The organism is Hymenobacter endophyticus (assembly GCF_032464715.1).
GTDB lineage: Bacteria > Bacteroidota > Bacteroidia > Cytophagales > Hymenobacteraceae > Hymenobacter > Hymenobacter endophyticus.
In genome coordinates this window covers 48,556-71,842 of sequence record NZ_JAWDJT010000005.1, presented here as the reverse complement: position 1 = coordinate 71,842, position 23,287 = coordinate 48,556, and the positions used below count along the sequence as shown (strand labels likewise).

The following is a 23,287-nucleotide window of genomic DNA, read 5'->3' as shown; positions in this document are numbered from 1 at the left end:
TCAGTTATTGTATTAAAGGCTCCAATAGGCCAAATCCTGAATTTTATTGCGGAACATCCCTTTGATGTCTACAATAACGGCGGGCTGATTAGTGATGGATTTGAAGTAAGCCTCATCCAGTTCCACGTAGGCTTTATGGCTTACCGCCACAATAACTGCGTCATAATCAGTGCGGGTTTCGCTTCCTGGGGTCAGGCGGAAGCCATACTCGTGGTTGAGTTCCTCCGAATCGGCGTGGGGGTCAATGATGTCCACATTCACCGAGAAATTCTTCAGCTCCTGAATTACATCGGCCACCTTGGAATTGCGGATATCCTCCACATTTTCCTTGAACGTAGCTCCCATTACCAGCACCCGGCTCTTGGACACATCCTTACCCTGCTTAATCATCGTCTGCACGGTGCGGCGGGCAATGTAGGCGCCCATGTTGTCGTTGGTAGTTCGGCCACTCAAAATCACCTTGGCGTCGTAGCCCAGCTCTTTGGCCTTATAGGTGAGGTAGTAAGGGTCTACTCCGATGCAATGGCCACCCACCAGCCCGGGCGAGAACTTCAGGAAGTTCCACTTGGTACCGGCCGCTTCCAGCACTTCGTAGGTGTTGATGTTCATGCGGTCAAAAATCATCGACAGCTCGTTCATCAGCGCAATATTCACGTCGCGCTGCGTGTTTTCGATGATTTTGGCAGCCTCGGCTACTTTGATAGACGAAGCCCGATGCACACCAGCTTTAACCACCAGTTCGTAGGTTTTGGCAATTTCCTCCAACGACTCCTCGTCGCCGCCGGAAACCACTTTCACGATGCTGCTCAGAGTATGCTCTTTGTCGCCGGGGTTGATACGCTCCGGCGAGTAGCCTATTTTGAAGTCACCGTTAGCATAGCTCAGGCCCGAGTGCTTTTCCATTACGGGGATGCAGTCTTCCTCGGTGCAGCCCGGGTACACGGTACTTTCGAACACCACGTAATCACCCTTCTTCAGCACTTTGCCTACCGAAGCGGAAGCACCCAGCAGGGGCTTCAGATCGGGTTGGGCATGCTCGTCAATGGGTGTAGGCACCGCCACCACGTAGAAGGTTGCCTGGCTCAGTACGTCCAGCGAGTCGGTGAACTCAATGTCGCAACCTGCAAAGTCCTTGGCCTCCAACTCGCCGCTGGGGTCAATGTTGTTGCGCATCATCTCTACGCGCTTAGCATTGATATCGAACCCAATTACTTTGATTTTACGGGCGAATTCGAGGGCAATAGGCAGGCCTACGTATCCGAGGCCGATAACGGCCAGCTTGGCCTGTTTTTGGAGAAGTTGCTCGTACACGATAGAGGTGACTGAGTAATGAGTGACAGTGAAAAGCTATTAGCGGCTAATGTTTAGCCGGGGCTGATACGGGAAACGTGCTGGTTGGTTAGCTGGTAGACCGCCCTACTTTCAGGACAGGTGGCTTGCCCCCCAGCATCAAATTGTAGCTGGTGACCGTAGGCGCTCATCCAGCCGTGCTGCCGGGCGGGGTTGCCATATACCACAGCATACGCTGGCACATCATGCGTTACCACTGCTCCGGCCCCAACGAAAGCATATTCGCCCAGCGTAATGCCGCACACAATGGTGCTGTTGGCACCCAGCGTAACGCCCTGCCCCAGGTGAGTTTCCGCATAATGGGCGCTGCCCCGGCGCGGCACAGCGGCGCGAGGGTTACGCACATTGGTAAATACCACGGAAGGGCCCAGAAATACGTCGTCGGCGCAATGCACGCCCGCATACAGGCTAACATTATTCTGCACCTTCACGTTGCGGCCCAGCACTACGCCTTCGGCTACAAACACGTTCTGGCCCAGGCTACACCCCTCGCCTAGCACGGCACCGCTGCTCACGTGGCAGAAATGCCAGATACGACTACCCGCCCCAATCTGGCAGCCTGAGTCCAGGATGGCCGTAGGATGCGCGTAGTAAGCAGATGGTTCGGACATGCCGGCGGAGTGAGAGGAAAGTATTTCAGCCCGCAAAGGTAGTGGTTTTGGTAGTCTGTTGGGAATCTGTGGGGTGGCTTACCTCAGAAGCTGCCGTGGCAGGCCAACAAGAACCCATCAGGCACGCCCGGGCCAGGTCGCACGCACCATCCGATACTTACCAAAAATATCCGGCAGCGCCTCGGCGGCCACATAGCCCAGGCCCTGCAGCAGCTCAATCGTTTCAGCGGCAAACTGCTCATTGATTTCAACGTACAGCACCCCGTTTTCTGCCAGCAGGCTACGGCCCAGCTCCGCAATGCGACGGTAAAACAGCAGTGGGTCGTTGTCGGGCACGAATAGCGCAGTATCTGGCTCGTACTCCAGCACGTTAGGCCGCATCAAGGCCCGCTCATTCTCCAGCACGTAGGGCGGGTTACTCACCAGCACCTGCAGTGGGGCCACCAGCACCGGCGACTCTCGCAAAATATCTACTTGCTGAAAATCGACGGTTGTGCTGTGCCGGGCCGCGTTGCGGCGAGCCACCGCCAGGGCCTCCGCCGATATGTCTACGGCCGTAAAAGAAGCTCCGGGCAGGCGCTGAGCCAACGCCAGCGGAATGCAGCCGGAGCCGGTGCCTACATCCAGCACCCGCAGCCCCGGCCGGGGCTGCTGCTCCCGGGCAATCAGAGCCACTAACTCCTCCGTTTCGGGCCGTGGAATCAGGGTAGCCGGTGTCACTTCCAATTCCAGCCCATCGAAATATGCCACGCCCAGCACGTATTGCAGGGGCTCGTGGCGGAGTAGGCGGGCCTGTATATCGGCCAAGGCTGCTACCGGCTCCGGGTCTACTTCCTGCTGAGCCTGCATGCGGCGCTGCAAAGGCGTTAGGCCCAACAAGTGCTCCAGCACCTGTCCGGCTATGGCCTCCGCTTCCGGCCCGTCATATATGGAACGCAGGGCCGCCGCGAGGGTGTCGGTGTGCTGGCGCAGAGTAGGCATGCGGCAAAGGTACGCTACCAGCCGGCAGCACCGGCCGGGGTTGCCAGGCATCGTGTATCTTCACCCGCCCCACCATTTTCCTGCTCTGCTTATGCCCTTCTCCGATTTCGACCAGCTGATGATGCGCCGGGCCCTTGACCTAGCTCGCCTGGGTACTGGCTATGCCCGGCCCAACCCACTGGTTGGGTGTGTTATCACGCACCAGGGCCGGGTTATTGGCGAAGGGTGGCACCAGCAATACGGGGGGCCGCACGCCGAGGTACATGCCGTACATGCCGTAACGGAACCACACCTATTGCCGGAAAGTCGTGTGTACGTAACGCTGGAACCCTGCTCCCACTTCGGCAAGACCCCGCCCTGCGCCGACCTGCTGATTGACCGTTGGGTGGCTGAGGTGGTCGTTTGTAACCTCGACCCCAACCCGCTGGTGGCGGGGCGGGGCATTCAGAAGCTGCGTGAGGCAGGTATCCGGGTAGAAACGGGCCTGCTGGAGCAAGAGGGCCGCCACCTGAACCGCCGCTTCTTTACTTTTCAGGAGCAGCAGCGGCCTTACGTAGTGCTGAAGTGGGCCGAAACTGCCGACGGCTACCTGGCAGGGCCGTACTTTCAGCCCGTGCCCATCAGCGGGGAGCTGGCCCGGGTAGCCGTGCACCAGTGGCGCAGCGAGGAGCATGCTATTCTGGTAGGCACCCGCACCGCCCTGCACGACAACCCGCGCCTGAACGTACGGGAGTGGCCCGGCCAAGACCCCGTGCGGCTGGTTATCGATAAAAACCTCAGCCTGCCTCCCAAGCACCACCTCTTCGATGGCACCCAGCCTACCGTAGTCTACACTTACCGGGAACGGGCCCGCCAAGACAACGTGGACTATGTGACCCTGTCCGAAGCGGAAGATTTGTTTCCCCAAATTCTGCAGAACCTGTACCAACGCACTATTCAGTCGGTGTTGGTAGAGGGAGGCCCAACGGTGCTCAACTCCCTGCTGAAAGATGGGCTGTGGGATGAAGCCCGGGTTATCCGGGCCCCACACCAGTTGGGTGGCGGAGTGCCCGCCCCCCGCATGGGACTTACGGGCCTGCACGAGCAGTTTCGGGTCGGGGCCGACGAGGTGTTTATCTACCGGCCGCACTAGCCAACCCGGAATGCAAAAAGGGACAGTCCTTACGAACAGTCCCCTTTGCTTGGAAGCCGGTGGCTTATTCTACCAGCAGTGGCAATGTGCTACTACTCGGCAGCCGAAACGGTAGCCGACGTATGCACGTCAGCAGGTTCAACGGCCACTGGAACTACCGATACAAACGAACGGTCTTTGCGGCCCTTGCGGAACTGCACCGTGCCATCAATCATAGCGAACAGGGTGTGGTCCTTGCCGATACCCACGTTCTGGCCGGGGTGGTGCTTGGTACCGCGCTGACGCACGATGATGTTGCCGGCAATGATGCTTTGTCCGCCGAAGATTTTCACGCCCAGACGCTTAGCTTCTGATTCGCGGCCGTTGTTGGAGCTACCTACGCCTTTCTTGTGTGCCATGGTATTTTAATGCTTAGTGCTTGGATGTTAGTGCTTGGTGGAATGTTGGGCCGAAACCGCTCAGTTGAACCAACCAAGCACCAGGCACCAACAGCTAAGCACTATACTAGCCGATGCTGTTGATCAATACTTTCGTGAATTGCTGACGGTGGCCGTTCAGCTTCTTGTAGCCCTTACGGCGCTTCTTCTTGAATACCAACACCTTGTCGCCTTTTACGTGGGCCAGGATGGTACCGCTTACGGTAACGTCCAGCTCAGGCGAGCCAATGGTGAGGGTTCCGTTATCATCGGTCAGCAGGGCTTTGCCCAGCTCCACTTTGTCGCCGACGTTGCCAGCCAAACGGTGAGCGTATACAAATTTATTGGCTTCGACCTTGGTCTGCTTCCCGGCTATGTTGACAATTGCGTACATCGGCGTCTTCGCGGTTTCTGAAAAATGGAAGGCAAAAGTAGAAGGTTCCTTCAACAAATCCAAACCCTAACTCACTAAACCTCATTGCCCCTGCCATTTTGGTAGCAACAACGGGCTTTATCAGGAACGTGCCAGCGGGTGTGCGAATAACATTTTCTGTGGACAACCCCAATTATCCACAGAAAATATGTGGATAACTTTAATTATTCACACTCTTCCCGCTAGATTCTCTCACTTTTCCAGAGTATTAAGAGGGGAGATTTTTTTTGGGTATACACAAAAATTAACACAGAAAAAATGTAAAACCCGGGGGCTTCTTCCCAGCTCAGCGGTTTATCTTTGGGTTCGGCGCCAGAGCGCCGAACCGCGAAACATTCTGTTTTGCCTCGGAGTTGGGCACTGCACCCCAACGACTGGGCCGTTGTCATTTCAACCTTATACCTGCTGCTATGGAACCTCTGCTCACTGAGAATCCCAACCGCTTCGTCCTCTTCCCGATCCAGCACAATGATGTGTGGCAGATGTACAAGAAGGCCGAGGCCTCGTTCTGGACGGCTGAGGAAATTGACTTGAGCCAGGATCAAAAAGATTGGGACTCGCTCAATGACGGGGAGCGGCACTTCATCTCGCACGTGCTGGCCTTCTTCGCCGCTTCCGACGGAATTGTGAACGAGAACCTGGCCGTAAATTTCATGCAGGAGGTGCAGATGGCCGAGGCCCGCTGCTTCTACGGCTTCCAGGTGATGATGGAAAATATCCACTCCGAAACCTACTCCCTGCTGATTGACACCTACATCAAAGACCCCAAGCAGAAGGACTATCTGTTCAACGCGCTGGAAACCGTGCCGGCCGTGGCCAAGAAGGGCGAGTGGGCCATCAAATGGATCAACTCCGAGAACTTCACGGAGCGCCTGATTGCCTTTGCGGCCGTGGAAGGCATCTTCTTCTCCGGCTCGTTCTGTAGCATCTTCTGGCTGAAAAAACGCGGCCTGATGCCCGGCCTGACCTTCAGCAACGAGTTGATTTCCCGCGACGAAGGTCTGCACTGCGACTTCGCCTGCCTGCTCTACAAAGACCACCTGCAGAACAAACTGCCGGAAAGCCGCGTGCACGAAATCATCAAGGACGCTGTGCAGATTGAGCAGGAATTTGTGACCGATGCGCTGCCCGTGAACCTGATTGGCATGAATGCCAAGAGCATGAGCCAGTACATCGAGTTTGTGGCCGACCGCCTGCTGGAGTCGCTGGGCTACAGCAAGATTTACGGTGCTTCCAACCCCTTCGACTTCATGGAAATGATTTCGCTGCAGGGCAAAACCAACTTCTTCGAGAAGCGCGTGGCCGAGTACCAGAAGGCCGGCGTGATGAGCGAGCGGACCGAAAACGCCTTCTCCCTGGACGAAGACTTTTAACCGCTGCTACCTGTGTAGCAAAAAAGCGCCAACCCGCCACCGGGTTGGCGCTTTTTCGTTGGGTTACCTCCAGCCGCAGCGCCGTATTCAAAGGCTCAACCGGTTACCCACGCGCTATGTCACCCTTCTCCCCCGAGTGGCCCCTCCCCGGCCAGGCAGACCCCAACCTGACGCCCTGCGCGTTCTGCCGCCGCCGGCTGCGCATCAATGGGCAACCAGTGTTTACCAGTTGCTCCTGCAAAGCCTTCGGGCCATCCGTTACGGTTGGGGCACTGGTGGCCGGGGCCGTGCTGGTGGCCGCTGGCGCCATCTGGCTGCTGCAGCGTAAATAAACAATGGATTACGAGGGGCCCAACAGGCTTGTCCCGCAGCTGCCCATTAACTCACTCACCGATTTTTTACCCCCTTCCCTGCACAGCCAACGGCGCCCGCGTCGTTGGCTGTTTTGGGTTTAGTTACTGCCGCACCGGCCCGGCAATACGACTTCTGGCGGAAAACCGCAACCTGATTTCCAACCGTTTTAGCGCGCTATATAGAAGTGTCTGAATTACAAAAAACGGCCTAAGCACTAGCATTTTACGCTTATGTGGAAAACTTCTGAAAAGAAGGTTTGTCCTACAACCCAGATAGAAATATCTTCCGCTATCAATGGATACCGCCCCGTTACGAGCGGGCTTCCTTCGAGCTGTTTCTGACCTTGTGCCTGCCCCCTGCCGGGTAGGCGTGCTCATACTCCAACTCCCCACATCAACTGCTACGCTTATGTTGGTACTCAAACGCGACGGCCGCCGCGAATCCGTGAAGTTCGATAAGGTTACGGCCCGCATCGAGAAGTTGTGCTACGGACTCAACCAGAACTTCATCTCCCCCATTGAAGTAGCCAAGAAGGTTATCGACGGCATCTACGACGGCGTGACCACCGTGGAGCTGGACAACCTGGCTGCCGAAACCGCCGCCTCGCTCACCACCAAGCACCCCGACTACGCTATTCTGGCCGCGCGCATTGCCGTGAGCAACCTGCACAAGGTGACCAGCAAGTCGTTCAGCAGCACCATGAAGCGGCTGCACACGTACGAGGACCCCAAAACCGGCGAAAACGCTTCCCTCATTGCCCAGGACGTGTGGGAAATCGTGCACGCTAATGCGGCCACGCTGGACTCGGCCATCATCTATGACCGGGACTATAACTACGACTACTTCGGCTTCAAGACGCTGGAGCGCAGCTACCTGCTCCGCCTCGACGGCAAGGTGGTGGAGCGGCCCCAGCACATGATTATGCGCGTGGCCGTGGGCATCCATAAGGAGGACATTGCCGCCGCCATCGAGACGTATAATCTGATGAGCGAGCGGTGGTTCACGCACGCCACGCCTACCCTATTCAACGCCGGCACGCCCAAGCCCCAGCTCAGCTCGTGCTTCCTGCTCACGATGAAGGACGACTCCATCGAGGGCATTTATGACACCTTGAAGAACTGTGCGCTGATTTCGCAGAGCGCCGGCGGCATTGGCCTGGCCGTGCACAACGTGCGCGCTACGGGCTCCTATATCAAAGGCACCAACGGCACCAGCAACGGCCTCACGCCCATGCTGAAGGTGTTCAACGACACGGCCCGCTACGTGGACCAGGGCGGTGGCAAGCGCAAAGGCGCCTTCGCCATTTACCTGGAGCCCTGGCACGCGGATATCATCGACTTCCTGGACCTGAAAAAGAACCACGGTAAGGAGGAGATGCGCGCCCGTGACCTGTTTTACGCCCTCTGGACGCCCGACCTGTTCATGAAGCGGGTGGAAGCCAACGGCGACTGGACGCTGATGTGCCCCCACGAGTGCCCCGGCCTGGATACCACCTACGGCGAGGAGTTCGAGAAGCTCTACCAGAAGTATGAGCGCGAAGGCCGGGGCCGCAAGACCATCAAGGCCCAGGAGCTGTGGTTTGCCATTCTGGAAAGCCAGACCGAGACCGGCACGCCCTACATGCTGTTCAAGGACGCCGCCAACAGCAAGAGCAACCAGAAAAACCTCGGTACCATCAAGAGCTCCAACCTCTGCACCGAGATTATGGAGTACACCGACGAGAACGAAATTGCCGTGTGCAACCTCGCCTCGCTGGCCCTCCCCCGCTACGTGCGCCCCGACGAAGCCGGCAACCTCATCTTCGACCACAAGAAGCTCTACGAGGTAACCTACCACGCCACGCTGAACCTGAACAAGGTTATCGACATCAATTACTACCCCGTAATTGAGGCCGAGCGCAGCAACCGCCGCCACCGCCCCATCGGGCTGGGCGTGCAGGGGCTGGCCGATACGTTCATTGCCCTGCGCATGCCCTTCGAGAGCGACGAAGCCAGCGGCCTGAACAAGGACATCTTCGAGACCATCTACTTCGCGGCCATGACGGCCTCCAAGGACCTGGCCATGCGCGACGGCCACTACGAAACTTTCCCCGGCTCGCCCCTGAGCCAGGGCCAGTTCCAGTTCGACCTCTGGAACGTGCAGCCCGACTCTGGCCGCTGGGATTGGGACACGCTGCGCGGCCAGGTGATGGAGCACGGCGTGCGCAACTCCCTGCTGGTAGCGCCCATGCCGACCGCCTCCACGGCGCAGATTCTGGGCAATAACGAGTCGTTTGAGCCCTATACCTCCAACATTTATGTGCGCCGCGTGCTGAGCGGCGAGTTCATGGTGGTGAACAAGCACCTGCTGAAAGACCTGGTGAAGCTGGGCCTGTGGAACGAGCAGATGAAGAACGCCATCATTGCGGCCAACGGCTCGGTGCAGGATATCCCCAGCATCCCGCAGAACATTAAGGACCTGTACAAAACGGTGTGGGAGATTTCGCAGCGCCGCATCATTGATATGTCGGCCGACCGGGGCGCGTACATCTGCCAGAGCCAGAGCCTGAACCTGCACGTGCTGAACGTGAACTTCGGCAAGCTCACCAGCATGCACTTCCACTCGTGGAAGAAGGGCCTGAAAACCGGCATGTACTACCTGCGCACCAAAGCCGCCGCCGACGCCATCAAGTTCACGGTGCAGAAGCAAGCCGCCGAGACCCTGGAGCCGCTGAACGTATCGGCCCAGAACGCCTCCGACATGGCCTGCTCCCTTGATAACCCCGACGCCTGCGAGGCTTGCGGGTCGTAGAATTTTCGAAAAGTGGGCAGGGTAGTTTCCCTGCCCACTTTTCATAAACCTCCAACCCTCCTTGAATGGCAACATAGCTTTCCAGAGTCATAGCCAAAGTGGCGTCCTATGACTTAGAAGCGACCAAACAAAAAAAGAGGCACCGCGCCAACGGTAACCTCTTCTTTTTGGGAGGAGCGAGACGCCCCCGATTTTCCAAACCTCAAACCTGTATCCCATGAGCCTTCGAAAGCGTGGTAACAGTCCGAAGTCTGGTAAGAACTATTCCTTTCGCCGTATCTGCACCAACTTGACGTTAGGAGCAGGAGCTATAACGGCTCTAGGGAAAGCATATGTGACATTAGAGCCATTGCTAGCTCCTCATGCTCACGTGCTTCTTACCATGTTTAACAGCTGGTTTATGTAGATAGTTATCTTGCCAGCGTGAAGGAGTCAGAGCACATATGTTCTGGCTCCTTCTTCTTTTAAATTAACTCCCAAACCTAGATTCAGAGCAAGCTTTTACGCTCCTAAATTTTACGAATGCCCCTAACGTTATTGTAGTGCAGAAATGTTAGCGACGATTGACACAGAATGTAATGCCAAAATCGTGTTTTTTATTTCGAAGCTATTACTCCCGCACTCGCTCGGCTATGCCGAGTGAGCCCTACGCCTGGGGGCTGTGCCCCTGTCCGCGCCATTAGCCCAGTTACAGCGGACGCACGCAGCATAGCTGCTGAAGCGTAGTAGGTCACTCGGCACAGCCGAGCGACTGCCCCCGGCAGCGGCTGGTCTGTTTTCAGAGTATTTTTTCACTTTCTAAAATCTGCATCTCGTGAAATACCTGATACTCGGCATTTGCTTCATTTCTATACTTGCAAGCAACGATAGTTTAGCTCTCATGCGCCCCCCCAAGGTTGTTCGAGTAAGCTTCCAGTATTTGGAAGCTTGTGAAGCAGGGCCGGAATGCAAACCGATTAGCATAAGCCGAAAAGTTGGTGAAAAAGTAGAATTAGCGTTACCCAACCTATCCCGGACATCCGTCAGCATATGGGACGAAGAGAACTACAAGAAGCTGATGGAACGTACTGGCACTTACAAGCCTATATACAGAACCGGAAGCAGCGAGGCAGGCAAAAGACGCGAAATCGTTTTGCCCCTGAGCAAATTGAAAGACGGTAATTATCGTGTTTGGATAGTAGGTGATTCGGTGGGAGGCATGCTTGAACTCTACTTAAAAACGGAATAGCTTCTTTAATTCCCCTCGAACTCGCTCGGCTGTGCCGAGTGAGCCCTACGCCTGAGGGGCTGTGCCCCGAATCCGGCCGCGCCACTAGCTCTATTCCGGCGGACGCATGCAGCACAGCTGCTGGGGCATAGTGGTCACTCGGCGCAGCCGGGCGACTGCCGGGGGCGGCATGATAATGACTTACATTATATGGCAAGCCACCACCGCGCCGACTGAAGAAATCCGGTCGGCGTTTTTCGTTCAGACCAGGCGCGTAAGACCTCAAGCAAACGATGCTTGGCACAGTTTTCTATATAGCGTTTCTACACGCCCTTATCCCCTATCGTATGCATTACAACGCTACTCTCTCGTTCCTGCTGGGTCTGACGCTGGCTTTCACGGCAGGCTGCTCGAAAGACGACCAAGAACTGCCTGAACCCACGCCGGAGCCCACCATGAGCTATAGCCGCTCCGTCGTGTATCAGGATAACGGCCAGCACCGGGATACCACGTTTCAGGCTGCGCAGCTGAAAGCGTTTGTTACCCAAACGGCCCAGAGCCTGGCCGTGGGCGTAGAACCCACTACTACCACCGAGGGCATCAGCTTCGAGGTGGACCGCACGAAGCTGCCCGCCGCGCTTACCGGCACCTACACCCTGCAAACCCTGCGCGACAAGACGCTCGACGCGGAAACGCGCTTTTACTACGACCTGCCCGAAAGCCTGGGCGGCGGCACCGTCATCTACCCCAGCAGTATGCAGCACGTCACGGGCAGCTTCGTTATCAGCAGCTACGATGCGAAGCGGCAGCTGCTGAGCGGCACCTACACCGCCACCCTCACGGGAGCCAGTGACCCCACCGTGGCATACAGCACGTTCCCCAAGCGGAAGTGCGACATCACCGTATCGGGCACCTTCGCCAACATCCCCGTGCGGGCGGTGCAGTAAGCAGGGCACATTGGTTGGTTTATCAACAGCAACGGCTTCCTCGGTTGAGGAAGCCGTTGTGGTTTTTTTGGTGGATGCAGGAATGGGTATTACACTCAACTGAGCGTCATGCAGAGCGTGAATTAGCGTTCAACGTCAGCACGCGAGATGCTTCGGCTGCGCCTCTGCATGACGTTCTTTTTTCATCCTTGTACCCAACTACTCAGCCAGCGGGGGCAGGCGGATCCGGGCGCGGAACCAGCCGTCGGTTTCCTGGAGCTGCAGGGGGGCACCGTGCAGCTCGGCCAACTGGTTGCTGAGCCAGAGGCCCAGGCCCGCGCCGTTGCTGAGTACATCGGCCTGGTAGTAGGCGGTGGTGAGGCGGCTCAGGTCGCCGAGGGAGTGACGGATGGGGTTGGCTACTTCCACGAAGAGCCAGCCGGTGGCGGCTTCTTGGTCTACCGATACGCGCACCTCCCCGCCGGGCAGGGCGTGGCGCAGGGCGTTTTCGAGGAGGTTGCCCAGCACGGTGGTCAGCTTATCCACATCGGCCTGCACAGTATAGGCGGGTACGTCCTCAGCCACGGCCAGATGCAGGGGCCGGCCGGCGCTGCGGAACTGGGGTAGCAGCCTATCCACGGTGGCCACGGTCAGCTCATCGAGGGGCACCGGCTCCAGGTGCAGCGGCAGGGCTCCGGCCCGTAGGCGGCTGCTGAGCAATAAGTCATCGACGAGGCGACTGAGGCGGCGCACCTCGTCCTGCTGGGCGGCCAGCTGCTGCTGGGTGGCGGCGGGCAGCGCGGGGGTATGCTGCACGGTGTGCAAGCCGGCGTGCAACGTTGCCAGCGGGGTGCGCAGCTCGTGGGCGGCGGCGGCCAAGAAGTTGTCCTGCAGCTGGGCACTCTCGTGAAGGCGGCGCAGCATCTGGTTGAGGGTGCGGGCCAGGTCTTGCACTTCGTCGCCGGTGGCGGGCTCGGGCAACTGCTGCAGGCCCGGGGCCTCGTGGATGCGACGGGCGTGGCGGGCCATGCGGCGCAACGGGCGCAGCGCCCGGTGGCCCAGCAGTGCCGCCAGCGCCGCGGCCAAAGCCAGGCTACCCAGCAACGCCCACGCCAGCCGCTGCCGCAGCTGCTGCACCGCTACTAAAAGCGGCTCACCGGAGTGGGCCAACCACAGCGTGAAGTAACGGTCCTGGTCGTCGGGGGTGGTTTGGAGGCGTACCACGCGCTGGCCCTGCCAGGTGGCGGGCTCGCCCAGCGCCAGCTGCGGCGGCAGGGGTGCGGGAAACTCCGGGGAGCGGAACAGCTCTTGGTCGGGCTGGCCGGCGGCGTGGGCCACCACGCGCAGCTGCTCGCCCAGGCCGGGCAAGGGTACGGTAGGCAGGGGCTCGAAGGAAGTGCGAGCCAGGAGCTGCCGGGCCTGGCGCAGCAGGAGCTGGTCGTCGGTTTGGCGCAGGGTGTGGGTCAGTTGGCGGTACTGGTAGCCACTGGCCAGCAGCGTAACGCCCCCAAACACCAGGGCAAAAAGCAGCAGCAACTGCCCCCGCAGGCCCGCCAGCAGCCTCATGCGGCGGCCCCGTCGGCCACGAGGCGGTAGCCGTGCCCCACCACGGTTTCCAGCAGCGGGGGCAGGTGGGGAAAGGCCCGGTCCAGCTTACGGCGCAACTGGGAAAGGTGCACTTCGATGACGTTGGAGCCCATATCGTAGTCTACATCCCATACCTTTTCGGCCATGCGGATTTTGGTGACCACGCGGCCGGCGTTGCGCAGCAGCAGCTCCAGGAGGGCAAATTCCCGGTTGGTCAGCGTCAGGACCTGCCCCGCCCGCGTCACCCGGCGCTGCACGGGGTCCAGCTCCAGGTCGGCGAGGCGCAGGGTGGTAGCCTCGGAGCCGGCCGTTTTGCGCTGCACAATGCGCAGGCGGGCCAGCAGCTCGTCAAACTCGAAGGGCTTGCGCAGGTAGTCTACTGCCCCCGCATCGAGCCCCCGGATAACGTGGGCTGTGTCGCTGAGGGCGCTCAGGATGATGACCGGCGTGCTGAGGCCGAACTCGCGCAGGTTGCGGAGCACATCGAAGCCATTCTGGCCGGGCAGCATTAAATCCAGCAGAATCACGTCGTAGGGCGTGGTGGCGGCCAGCTCCAGGCCGACCGCGCCGTTGTCGGCCACGTCGGCCACATGGCCGGCCTGGCGCAGGCCCTGCTGCACAAAGGCCGCCAGCCGGGCTTCGTCTTCAATCAGGAGGATTCGCATACGGGAGGTTGAGGGGAAGGAGGCAGAGGCGACAAAGGCCCGGCCAACCTGCACAGTACGCGCGGGTGGGCCGGGCCGGATGCTTATCGAGGGCAGTTATCGGAGCAGAAACCGCACACCATCCAGCGTGAGGGTTTCGGCCCGCAGACTACGCACGGGGCGCAGGGCAACTTCACCAGTACGGGGCGTGTGCAGGTAGCCGGTGGCTTCTATGGTGGCACCGGTGCGCAGCTTGGCACTCAACTGCTCCGCCGCGTGCGGTGGTACGCGCACAATGGTCTGGTCGTTCAGTATCAGGCCGTTCACGCGGCCTTCCCGGTCTTTGCGCAGGCTGCTCACGGTACCTTTCACGGTGGTGGAGGCTTCGGTGGGCGGGGTGGCGGATGGCGTAGGCGGCGTGGGCTTGATGGTCTGCCCCCCGGCCGTGAGGGACACCATGTGCAGGGCGGCGCGGCCATCGGGACCGGTGTGGCGGTACCCATTTACGGTTACCCGGCTGCCGGCTTTGGCGGCGGCCATCAGCTGCTGGGCCGCGTGGCGGGGCAGGCGCACGGTATCGGTGGCGGAGCCGGTATTCAGCACGAACCCGTCCACTATCTGCTCATCGTTGGTAGCCACGTACTGGGTGAGCGTACCACTGAAGTCGGACAGCTCCTGCACCGCGGGGGGGGCTGGGCGGCCGGGTTTATGACCGGGGCCGCCGGGAGGAGGCGGGGGCAGCTGCGGCGCGCCAGCCGGGCCACCTGCTACGGACGGGGCGGGCACAGCGGCCGTAGTGGAGCCAGCGGCACGGGCGGCTTTGCGGGCGGAGCGGGTTTGCTGGGCGTGAGCATCAGAAGCGGCCGTGGCAGCCAGCAACAGGAGCAGAAGGGGGAGTTTAGGCAGGGAATGTGACATGGTAGCAATTGGTTAGGGCAACCGGTTTGTTCCGATTACTGATCCAAAGGTGCCAGCGCCACCTGAGGCCGGGCTGAAGCTGAAATTAATTTTTCTTCAGGTGGAATAAGGGCTGTAGAGCGGTCCTCTTCAGAACGTCATTCCGAGCGAAGTCGAGGAATCTCGCGTGCTGACGTTGTAGTGCTATGCAATGAAGCAGTAGAGATGCTTCGACAAGCTCAGCATGACGCATAGTTTGGCAACGTCAGCACGCGAGATTCCTCAGCTTCGCTCGGAATGACGTGCCATTATATCAACTACTCACCCCGTAGCCGCCGCATCGGCAGACTTGCTCGCAGCTGGCTCATCGGAAGCCAGGGCGGGGTTGGTTTCGGGGACGAAGAGCCAAAAGAACACCAGGGCCACGGCTGCCACGGCGGCCAGACTCAGGAAGGCGGCCCGGTAGCCGAACTGCTGCACCACGTACCCGGCCACGGCCGTACTAAGCGCCGCGCCAATGCCCAAGGCTGTGGTTACGGCGCCCTGCACGAAGTTGAAGCGGCCGGAGCCCCGGGTTAGGTCGGCAATCATAATCACGCTGATTACTCCGAAAATGCCCCCGGCCAATCCATCCAGCACCTGCACACCTACCAGATAATACGCGTTGCCGCTGAGGGTGTAGAGTACGCCCCGGATAGGCAGCGCCGCAAACGCCAATAGAAATATGGGCTTGCGGCCGGCCTCGGTGGGCCGCTTGCTCACCCAGGCCGCCACCGGAATCATCACCAGCTGGGCCACAATAATGCAGGCCGACATGAACAAAGCCGAGGCTTTGGGGTGGCCCAGGGCCAGTAGCTGGCCCACTAGCGGCAGCATGGCCGCGTTGGCAAAGTGAAACAGCACCACCGCCCCCGCAAACCGCAGCAGCCGGGGATTAGCCAGCACCTCCCGAAACCCTGCCGCGGCTCCCGCTGATTCGGCCGGGGCATCGGCATCTTCGGCGGGCTCGTCGTCGGGGCCACAGCCCCGGGCCAGGTCGTGGTTGATGGCTTGGGGTGCAATGCGCAGGGCCGACCAGCTACCCAGCACGCACATCAGGCCACCAGGTAAAAGATGCCCTCGTAGCGCCAGTAGTAGCCGATAAGGCCGGCCAGTGCCGCGGCCAGCACATTACCGGCGTGGTTGAAGGCCTCGTTGCGGCCGGTTTGGTGGGCGAAACGGCGGTGGCCCACCAGCCCAAGCGTAATGGCCGCCACCACCGGCGCGTACACGGTGGTAGCCGCCCCGGTAAGCGCCTGGGTGAGGTAGATAACCGGCCGGATGGTGAACGTAACGGCCGCCACGCAGCTTAGGGCCACCACCACTGAGGCCAGTACCAGCAGTTCCCGCTTGCGCTTAGTAGTATCTACCAAGGTCCCGGCGGGCGTTTGGAGTAGCACGGCCACCAGCCCCGGCAGGGCCATAGCAATGCCAATAGGGCCGGGCGCCCAGTGCCGCACCGTGAGCAGGTAAATGGCCAGGTACGGCCCCACGCCGTCGCGCACGTCGGCCAGAAACAGGTTCAGTGGGGCCAGGGCCCGCACGCTGCGCCGCTTAACGGCGGCCGAGTCAGAGGCCGGCATAAACAGCAGGAAAGGCCGTAGGCGCTTGCGCGGAGCGGGCTACCACTTCTTAAAGATGAAAAACACCGCCAGCACAATCAGCCCGAAGCCCACCAGGTGGTTCCAGGCCAGCTTCTCGGTTTTGAAAACGTACACGGTGATGAGCGTAAACACAATCAGCGACACGGCTTCCTGAATGGTTTTCAACTCAAATAGGGAGAAAGGGCCGCCATCTTCCTTGTAGCCGATGCGGTTGGCGGGCACCTGAAAAATGTACTCGAAAAAGGCCAGCCCCCAGCTGATCATAATCACCCCAAACAGGGTGATGTTACGGAAGGCCGGCATGGTTTTGAACTGCAAATGCCCGTACCAGGCCAGCGTCATGAATATGTTGGAAAGAATCAGCAGGCCAATGGTGTAAAGGGTTTTCATGAGGGGAGAAAGAGTGAAATGAGGAGCGTGAAGTACTGCCAAGCGCATTAAGAACAGCTGAAGCCCGCCTGAAGAAATCTTCAGGCAGGCCGTGCAGCCAGCTATGCGCTTCCGGGTACATACGGTAACGCGCAAGCTGGGCCGTAGCGGTTAGCAGGGTTCTGGCAAAATATTTTGGCCTTGTACGGCACATACACCCGTCTCAATACGCTTAGATGCTATTTCCTGTAAAAACAGCAAGGGCTTCTGCGGTGCGCAGAAGCCCTTGTTGATATGCTGTACCACCTACTAATGGCGGCCGTGGCCGTGACCATGCCCCCGGCCGTGCCCGTGGCCGCGTGGCGCATAGTACACCGGCTGAGCAGGCACTAGCATCACCGGGCGGGGTTGGTAATAATACCGTTTGGGCGCTTTCCACTTGCGGGGATGATGATGCTCCCGCACCACCACAACCGGCGGCGGAGGCGCCGGACGGCCAACATTAATAATTACCTGCGCCCGAGCCGGGGCAGCAAAGGCCAGGGCCGCTGCCGTGAGCAAAACGGCTGGAAGAAAGAAATTAGACATACTCGTTGGGGTGAAGGAGTAAAGAAGCGAGAAACCCGACAGGCAGGGCAGCAGTCAGCTCAAAAAACACGCCAGCTTCATCTGCGTCCGGTAGTTTACGGTCCAGCTTAACCTCATGGCCGCGCGGCCGCGTACAAAAGCTTAGCCGTTTCATTTCACCGTTTCACCTCACCGCTTTACCCCATACAAGTATGCCACGCACCATTCTCCTGGGCTTGCTGCTGACTGCTGCCGCTACTACGGCCCTGGCCCAAACTACCCCCACCCGCAAACCAGCCCCGGCCCGTACTGCGGCCCCGGCTCCGCGCCCACAGCCAACTCCTGCCAAACCCGCTTCGGATGGGCAGGGCGAATACGTAGCCCCCGACATGACCGGCGCCCCCAACGACCGGGTAACCACTGACTACTCCAACCGCCCCTTCAGGAAGCCAGCCAAAGGCACCTCTACTCTTTCCTCGCAGCCGAAGAGCGCCCCAGTAAAAAAGCCGCAATAACTCTACGGGCAGTAGTAATACCGGGGTACTAATATCCGCCCTGGCCCGCTGCTCTGTGGCTCTGTTTCCTTGAGCAAAAACAACCACAATGAAGCCGAAACCACAGGGCAGCGGGCAAGGACGGGTAGTATAGTTAATCGGGCAGTTGGCTGATGCTACGGGGCTCCAGGCGGGGCTGAGCGTTCATGCGGTGGCGGTAGGCCGTGGAGGTTTCGTAGGCCTTGATACGGGCCCGGTTGATAGACCCCAGCGGCAGGTGCTCGGGCAGGCAGTGGAACGGATTGAACGACAGCACGTCATCAGCAAAGGCCCGGCGGGCAGGGCTGAAAGCATCCTGAGCCTGAATAACGATTTTGCCCAGGCCCTGATAAGGACTCTGGTCTTGGGGCCAGTCCACTGAGCCATCCTCTACGGGCATGGTCTTGAGGTCGGTGCAGAGCTGGGCGCGCAGCTCGTATTCCGCGCCTTGGGTACGAAAGAAATCCACTACCAGGTCGCGCCAGCCGGCGGGCTCCGTAATTTTCACCTGCTCGCCGGTCAGCAGCTGCACATTCGCCGACAGCGGCGCCACGCTGATTTTGGACACGTAGTCGCCGAAACGGATGGCGCCGAGCGTGGTAAAGGTTTCGCCCAGAATGTGGTTGTTAGGGTGGGGCGGCACTACCAGCGGGATTTCCTTTTTGAGGCCCACGGCATCCAGCGCCTGGTTTACCAGCGTACCCGCCTCCGTCATGAGCTTGGTGACTACCTCTGGGGCATTAGTTATTATCTTTTCCTGGCGCAGCTGCATATCGTGGTAGCTCTTGATGTCGCCAGTGGGAATGATGGTGTCATTCACCAGCAGGAAATCCTGAGTTACCTCATCGGCTTGATCGGGCAGAAATTTCTTGCCTTCTACCCCAATGATTTTCACGGCCAACCCCTTCACCGCCGACTGGGTATCGGGGTCGATGGACCCGGGAGCCGACGACAGCCGGATGATAACCGGGTAGATTTTCGGTTCCCGGAACATCCCCTGGGCCAAGTGCTCGGGCAGATTGGGATACACGTGTAGCTCTCCGCGCAAGATGCCGTGGCTTTTGGCGTGAGCGTCGCGGATGGCGTGGCGGTGCTTCTCAAACATGAAGCGGTTCACCCGGGCCATTGACTCCACGGTTTCGTTAATGAGCTCCTGCTCGTTGGGCTGAATTTCTTCTACGCCGGAATCGAAGCGGACGTAGGGTGGAACAATTTCGGACATAGGCATGAATTGATAGCCCGCGGAACTGCGGAGGCCATTCTTCCGGTACGGTCGACCTTGTCGGGAGTTGTGGTTGAACTCTACAACGAGCCTCCTCTGCCATGCACCTGCTGAAAGTTGGCTTTACGGCCGCTTACGGCGGGCGGGAGTACTCCGCCGGGGCTGCGGCGTTACCTGTACCGAATCAACGGTTACTTCGCCGGTAGGCAGCTTAGGCTGGGCCAGGGAGCCGTTGGGATTTACATCGGTAGGAATGGGCAGCGGCTCCGCTTTGCCCTGGCCTACTCCGGATGGCAGTGTTACGCCCGGCACCGGGCTAATACGCTCCGTGGGGTGGTGGCGGGTAGGCATAACGGGGGCGCGGTTTTGGGCCCAGGCGGCGGTAGTGCCCAAACTGAGCAGACCGGCAACGGCAAGAAAACGAGACAGGAGCATAGCAAAATAGCGCAGAAGGTGGCAGAGACAAAGCCGGTGACGGCAGCGCCCCGGGTGGTCTTCTGCCCTACGGCCCACCTGCGCGAAGGTTCCTGCCCGGGGCCGGCTAAACGGAGAAGGGCCCGCCGCCGTAGGCAGGAGAAAACCGCCACCCTCCTTCCTTATCCACTGCTATGCCTCGCCTCCTGCTTGTATTTCTGTTTTTCCTGGGGGTAGGCAGTATGCCAGCCACCCTGGCCCAGTCGGGTGCCGGCATACCGCCCCGCCCCACGCCCTTCCAGTTCGTGAACGACCAGGCCCAGCTGCTGAGCCCCACCGATGCGAAAACCCTGGAAAGCGGCCTGCGCCGCTACGCCGACAACAACGGCATCCAGATAGTAGTAGTAACGGTGCCTACGCTGGGCGGGCAGTCGGCCGCCGACTACGGCCGGGCGCTGGGCACGGCCTGGGGCCTAGGCCAGCGCGACAAAAACAACGGCGTGGTGCTGCTGCTGAGCAAGCAGGAGCGCGCCGTAACTATTCAGGCGGGCTCGGGGCTGCGCAGCCGCATTACGCCCGAGGTAACCAGCCGGGTAATTGGGCAGATGACGCCCCGGTTTAAGCAAGGCAACTACTTTGCGGGCCTACGCACGGGCCTAAACTCCCTGATGTACGCCGCCGACCCCAGCTCCGCCCCCCAGCCCGCCGGTACTGCTGCCTCCGCTCCTAATAGTTCCCCCCAAGCTTCAGACCAAGTTGCCACCTCCCCCGATGAGCTGGCAACAGCCGCGCCTGAACCGGCCGCCGCATTGCCCTCCGCCCCGGTTGCCCCGGCCGAGCCAGAGTCGTCGGGGTTTGGGATTGGCACATTGGTGTTGGCCGTAGTGGTCATTGGCGGCGGCCTGTGGCTGGTGTCGAAGCTGTTTCGGCGGCGAAGCGCGCCGGCAACGGGCAGCACCCCCGACTTCCTGCCCCAGCAGCCAAATCAGCCAAACGGCCCGGCCGGCAACTACGGCCACAACGGCTACGGCAACCAGCAGGGCGGTAATCAACAGGGCCCCGATTTTCTCTCGAACCGGGGTAGTGGCGTAGGAGGCATGGGCGGCGGTTCGGGCATGGGCTCTGGCATGGGCGGCGTGCTACTAACGGGAGCCGCCGCTGCGGCCGGGGCCTACATGGGTAACCGCATGGCTAACCGCAACGACGATAACACGCCCCACCTCTCCCCCGATGCGCCCGCCCAGCCCCTGGACAATCCCGCCCACTCCAACCCGGATGCTGCCGGTGGCAGCGGGGCCTTTCCCTTTCTGGGCGGGGCAGCCTCAGAAGCCGATAGCGCCCCCGATTACTTCGCCCCGGACAGTGGCAGCGCGGAGCCCGACTACTTTTCCGGCGACGGCTCCTCCTACGACGACTCATCCTCGGATGACACCGGCGGGGGTGGCTTTGATGACACCAATGACAACAGTGGCTCCTGGTAAGCTACTGTAGCAGTGCACGTAACCGGCGGCGAGTAGCGAGGCTTTGGCTCTGCTACTCGCCGCTCCCTTTTTCGGGAGGGCTGCCTGAATAGCTCAGCGCTGATTTTCGATGCTTTCGATGGGGGCGGGCAGCTATACGTTGCTGGTTTTCGGGAACCCCAGAAAGCGGCTGACACGGGGCGCTTCGGAGCCGGTATGGTACTGTAGCACTTGGGCTTCGGTGGCCTGATCCTCACGGGTGAAGCGGTGGTGCTGGCGCTCATACTCGCCCCAGGTAGCCACGTAGTAAAACTCCGTCAGGCGGGTAGGCTCCAGGATATCCGTGTACACGCCGGCGCGCAGTGCACCGTTGCGCAGGCGCAGGCGGGTGAGGCGGGCCACGGCCTCGCGGAAAGCTAGCTGGCTGCTGAGCGGCACCTGGTAGTCTACCATTACCACTACGGGCCCATCATCGGCCTCCAGGGCGCCGGGCACATGGGGAGGTGGCCCCAGTTCGGCGGGGTCGAGGTTGAGGCCATCGGCGGAGCGCATGGGAAATGGCAGCGCCAGCGCCAAACTGATCAGCATCCAGGCGGCGGCGGCCAGCAGGGCTGCGTGCAGGGAGGCGCGGTCGGCCAGTTCGCCCCACGCCACGCTGCCCAGCGCCAACCCGGCCTGAAACACCAGCATGTACACGCTCACCACCCGGGCCTGCACCCAACGAGGCACGTGCAGTTGTACGGTAGTGCTAAAGCTGGTCATTACCATCAGCCAGCCTACCCCCGAAAGAAACATCACCGGGTACAGCCCTATTTCGGAGGGAATGAAAGCCAGCCCCAGGTTGGTGCCTACAAACACTCCTGAGCCCAGCAACACCCGCTGGTTATAGGTGAGCCGCCGGCCGGCCCGGCCCATCAAAAATGCCCCGGTAATGGCCCCCGCTCCCAGCCACGACAACAGCACCCCATAGGAACCCGAGCTCAGGTGTAGCCGCCGCGCCGCCACCACCGACAGCAGCGCCCACATGGCACTGGCCCCGAAAGCAAAGGCAAACGTGCGCACCAGCACCGCATAAATAGCCGGTGAGTACTGCACGTACCGCAGCCCAGTGCGTAGCGCCCCGGCAAATCCTTCGGCCGGGCCCGGACTGGCATCCGGGGGGCGCTGCCAGCTACGCACCACCCACCAGGTACCCACAAACGAGAGGCCGTTGAGCAGAAACACGTACCCCGCCGAGTAGTGCGCTATAATCAGTCCGCCCAGCGCCGGCCCAATGGCCCGGGCAATGTTGTTGCTGACGCCGTTGAGCGTAATGGCAAACGGCAGCGCCGGCCGGGGCACCAGCTCCACCGTTACCGTTTGCCAGATGGGCATGTTGATGGCCGCCCCAATTCCCAGCAGAAACGTGAGTCCCAGCACACTGGCAGCCGATATGTACCCGGCCAGCGTGAGGCTACCGAGCACCAGCGCCACCACGGCCATAAATGCCTGCGTGAACAGCAACAGCCGGCGCCGGTCTACCAGGTCGCCGAGGGCACCGGCGGGCAGGCTCAGCAAGAAGGCCGGCAGGCTGGTGGCGGTTTGCATAAGGGCCACCAGCAGGGCCGAAGTGGTTAGGGTAGTCACGAGCCACACTCCGGCCACGTTCTGCATCCAGGTACCCACGTTTGATACCACGGAAGCCAGCCAGACGGCCCGAAACACCGGGTACAGGAAGGGCGTGCGCAGGGAAGGCGCTTTCATAAGGAAACAGAAGCCGTAAAGTGGCGGCCGCACCGCAAATAACCCCCGGAGTCCGCCCAGGGTTGCGCCCCCGCTAATTACCCGGCCTACTTTCTCTCGAGCAACTCCACACGCAAACAGCCGCTTCCCAAGCTGGAAAGCGGCTGTTGCTCTACTATTTAGCGGCTCGTGGCCGAGGCAGCTATTTTTTCAGCGTCCGAACGGGGGCGCCTACTTTCACGCTGGGCTGGAGGCCACGGCTGCGCTTCTTCTTCTTCTGCGCTTTCACGCGCAGACGCCACCGTTTGTACACGCCCAGTTTTTTCATTTTGTGGCGGCTGTTACCACGGTACGGCTTGTAGTTGGGCCGGCCACGCTTGGTAGCCTTGCGGAACAGAGAAATGCTGCTCGCCATTTCGGTGCTGGCGGGGTCAGCTACTCCGGCGGTGCGGGCCAGAACCACCTCTGGTTCCAACAGCATAACGAAGGCCAAAAGCAACAAGAGTAGTGTTTTGAACATAAGAGAGGAAAAGAGGTGGTGAAAAGAAAGCAAGCCTTCTGTGCCAAACGAAATTCAGTACAGCCATCTTGCTAACAGTGAAGGTATAATAAACTCATTCACTAAAAAAATTCATATTTTCATGAATATTTTGCAC

The 23,287-nt window shown here is 60.1% G+C and carries 24 protein-coding genes; 8 read left to right on the top strand and 16 right to left on the bottom strand.

Features of this window, described 5'->3' with window-relative positions:
• Nucleotides 1-12: 12 nt before the first annotated feature.
• From ROI90_RS09695 to prmC, 3 genes are all read right to left on the bottom strand, one after another.
• On the bottom strand, nucleotides 13-1,311 hold the full coding sequence (locus ROI90_RS09695) for a nucleotide sugar dehydrogenase (protein ID WP_315998143.1): 1,299 nt from the start codon (nucleotides 1,309-1,311) through the stop codon (nucleotides 13-15).
• 53 nt (nucleotides 1,312-1,364) lie between these two features.
• Nucleotides 1,365-1,961 carry an acyltransferase gene (locus ROI90_RS09690; RefSeq protein WP_315998142.1) on the bottom strand — a complete coding sequence of 199 codons (597 nt, stop codon included), beginning with the start codon at nucleotides 1,959-1,961 and terminating at the stop codon, nucleotides 1,365-1,367.
• Nucleotides 1,962-2,078: 117 nt separating this feature from the next.
• Nucleotides 2,079-2,942 (bottom strand): peptide chain release factor N(5)-glutamine methyltransferase, encoded by an 864-nt coding sequence (prmC, locus tag ROI90_RS09685; RefSeq protein ID WP_315998141.1) that lies wholly within the window; start codon nucleotides 2,940-2,942, stop codon nucleotides 2,079-2,081.
• A gap of 91 nt (nucleotides 2,943-3,033) precedes the next feature.
• Here prmC and ribD point away from each other — a divergent pair, with 91 nt between their 5' ends.
• Nucleotides 3,034-4,074 (top strand): bifunctional diaminohydroxyphosphoribosylaminopyrimidine deaminase/5-amino-6-(5-phosphoribosylamino)uracil reductase RibD, encoded by a 1,041-nt coding sequence (ribD, locus tag ROI90_RS09680; protein ID WP_315998140.1) that lies wholly within the window; start codon nucleotides 3,034-3,036, stop codon nucleotides 4,072-4,074.
• Nucleotides 4,075-4,166: 92 nt separating this feature from the next.
• Here the strand turns inward: ribD and rpmA are convergent, their stop codons facing one another.
• Both rpmA and rplU read right to left on the bottom strand, forming a co-directional pair.
• Nucleotides 4,167-4,472 carry a 50S ribosomal protein L27 gene (rpmA, locus tag ROI90_RS09675; protein WP_315998139.1) on the bottom strand — a complete coding sequence of 102 codons (306 nt, stop codon included), beginning with the start codon at nucleotides 4,470-4,472 and terminating at the stop codon, nucleotides 4,167-4,169.
• A 106-nt stretch (nucleotides 4,473-4,578) separates the two neighbouring features.
• Entirely contained in the window at nucleotides 4,579-4,884 is a 306-nt protein-coding gene (rplU, locus tag ROI90_RS09670) for a 50S ribosomal protein L21 (protein ID WP_315998138.1), read from the bottom strand.
• 449 nt (nucleotides 4,885-5,333) lie between these two features.
• Between rplU and ROI90_RS09665 the strand changes: the two genes are divergently transcribed.
• The 5 genes from ROI90_RS09665 to ROI90_RS09645 all read left to right on the top strand — a co-directional run bounded on the left by ROI90_RS09665 (nucleotide 5,334) and on the right by ROI90_RS09645 (nucleotide 11,594).
• Nucleotides 5,334-6,296 (top strand): ribonucleoside-diphosphate reductase small subunit, encoded by a 963-nt coding sequence (locus tag ROI90_RS09665; RefSeq protein WP_315998137.1) that lies wholly within the window; start codon nucleotides 5,334-5,336, stop codon nucleotides 6,294-6,296.
• 116 nt (nucleotides 6,297-6,412) lie between these two features.
• Entirely contained in the window at nucleotides 6,413-6,628 is a 216-nt protein-coding gene (locus ROI90_RS09660; protein WP_315998136.1) for a hypothetical protein, read from the top strand.
• A gap of 430 nt (nucleotides 6,629-7,058) precedes the next feature.
• On the top strand, nucleotides 7,059-9,440 hold the full coding sequence (locus tag ROI90_RS09655; protein ID WP_315998135.1) for a ribonucleoside-diphosphate reductase subunit alpha: 2,382 nt from the start codon (nucleotides 7,059-7,061) through the stop codon (nucleotides 9,438-9,440).
• Between the two features lie 814 nt (nucleotides 9,441-10,254).
• Entirely contained in the window at nucleotides 10,255-10,668 is a 414-nt protein-coding gene (locus ROI90_RS09650; RefSeq protein ID WP_315998134.1) for a hypothetical protein, read from the top strand.
• Between the two features lie 326 nt (nucleotides 10,669-10,994).
• Nucleotides 10,995-11,594: a hypothetical protein gene (locus ROI90_RS09645; protein WP_315998133.1), complete on the top strand. Its 600-nt coding sequence runs from the start codon at nucleotides 10,995-10,997 to the stop codon at nucleotides 11,592-11,594.
• 198 nt (nucleotides 11,595-11,792) lie between these two features.
• Here the strand turns inward: ROI90_RS09645 and ROI90_RS09640 are convergent, their stop codons facing one another.
• From ROI90_RS09640 to ROI90_RS09610, 7 genes are all read right to left on the bottom strand, one after another.
• Nucleotides 11,793-13,139 carry a sensor histidine kinase gene (locus tag ROI90_RS09640; protein WP_315998132.1) on the bottom strand — a complete coding sequence of 449 codons (1,347 nt, stop codon included), beginning with the start codon at nucleotides 13,137-13,139 and terminating at the stop codon, nucleotides 11,793-11,795.
• A complete protein-coding gene (locus tag ROI90_RS09635) occupies nucleotides 13,136-13,825 on the bottom strand; it encodes a response regulator transcription factor (RefSeq protein WP_315998131.1) in 690 nt (229 codons plus the stop codon). Before ROI90_RS09635 ends, ROI90_RS09640 begins: the two co-directional genes overlap by 4 nt.
• A gap of 96 nt (nucleotides 13,826-13,921) precedes the next feature.
• The gene (locus ROI90_RS09630) at nucleotides 13,922-14,722 is read right to left on the bottom strand and encodes a hypothetical protein (RefSeq protein ID WP_315998130.1); all 801 of its coding nucleotides are present in this window, start codon (nucleotides 14,720-14,722) and stop codon (nucleotides 13,922-13,924) included.
• A 300-nt stretch (nucleotides 14,723-15,022) separates the two neighbouring features.
• A complete protein-coding gene (locus ROI90_RS09625; RefSeq protein WP_315998129.1) occupies nucleotides 15,023-15,796 on the bottom strand; it encodes an MFS transporter in 774 nt (257 codons plus the stop codon).
• Complete coding sequence (locus tag ROI90_RS09620; protein ID WP_315998128.1) at nucleotides 15,796-16,323, bottom strand: MFS transporter; 528 nt, start codon at nucleotides 16,321-16,323, stop codon at nucleotides 15,796-15,798. The genes ROI90_RS09625 and ROI90_RS09620 overlap by 1 nt, the downstream gene beginning before the upstream one ends.
• 39 nt (nucleotides 16,324-16,362) lie before the next feature.
• Nucleotides 16,363-16,734 (bottom strand): DMT family protein, encoded by a 372-nt coding sequence (locus ROI90_RS09615; RefSeq protein WP_315998127.1) that lies wholly within the window; start codon nucleotides 16,732-16,734, stop codon nucleotides 16,363-16,365.
• 288 nt (nucleotides 16,735-17,022) lie between these two features.
• Nucleotides 17,023-17,301 carry a hypothetical protein gene (locus ROI90_RS09610; RefSeq protein ID WP_315998126.1) on the bottom strand — a complete coding sequence of 93 codons (279 nt, stop codon included), beginning with the start codon at nucleotides 17,299-17,301 and terminating at the stop codon, nucleotides 17,023-17,025.
• Between the two features lie 191 nt (nucleotides 17,302-17,492).
• Between ROI90_RS09610 and ROI90_RS09605 the strand changes: the two genes are divergently transcribed.
• On the top strand, nucleotides 17,493-17,795 hold the full coding sequence (locus ROI90_RS09605; protein WP_315998125.1) for a hypothetical protein: 303 nt from the start codon (nucleotides 17,493-17,495) through the stop codon (nucleotides 17,793-17,795).
• Between the two features lie 133 nt (nucleotides 17,796-17,928).
• On the opposite strand, the gene ROI90_RS09600 is transcribed toward ROI90_RS09605, so the two are convergent.
• A complete protein-coding gene (locus ROI90_RS09600; protein WP_315998124.1) occupies nucleotides 17,929-19,035 on the bottom strand; it encodes a catalase family protein in 1,107 nt (368 codons plus the stop codon).
• Nucleotides 19,036-19,158: 123 nt separating this feature from the next.
• The gene (locus ROI90_RS09595; RefSeq protein WP_315998123.1) at nucleotides 19,159-19,470 is read right to left on the bottom strand and encodes a hypothetical protein; all 312 of its coding nucleotides are present in this window, start codon (nucleotides 19,468-19,470) and stop codon (nucleotides 19,159-19,161) included.
• Between the two features lie 173 nt (nucleotides 19,471-19,643).
• Between ROI90_RS09595 and ROI90_RS09590 the strand changes: the two genes are divergently transcribed.
• Nucleotides 19,644-20,930 carry a TPM domain-containing protein gene (locus ROI90_RS09590; protein ID WP_315998122.1) on the top strand — a complete coding sequence of 429 codons (1,287 nt, stop codon included), beginning with the start codon at nucleotides 19,644-19,646 and terminating at the stop codon, nucleotides 20,928-20,930.
• Between the two features lie 132 nt (nucleotides 20,931-21,062).
• Here the strand turns inward: ROI90_RS09590 and ROI90_RS09585 are convergent, their stop codons facing one another.
• Nucleotides 21,063-22,652, bottom strand: coding sequence for an MFS transporter (locus tag ROI90_RS09585; protein ID WP_315998121.1), 1,590 nt, complete (start codon nucleotides 22,650-22,652; stop codon nucleotides 21,063-21,065).
• A gap of 181 nt (nucleotides 22,653-22,833) precedes the next feature.
• Entirely contained in the window at nucleotides 22,834-23,151 is a 318-nt protein-coding gene (locus ROI90_RS09580) for a hypothetical protein (protein WP_315998120.1), read from the bottom strand.
• Between the last annotated feature and the right edge of the window lie 136 nt (nucleotides 23,152-23,287).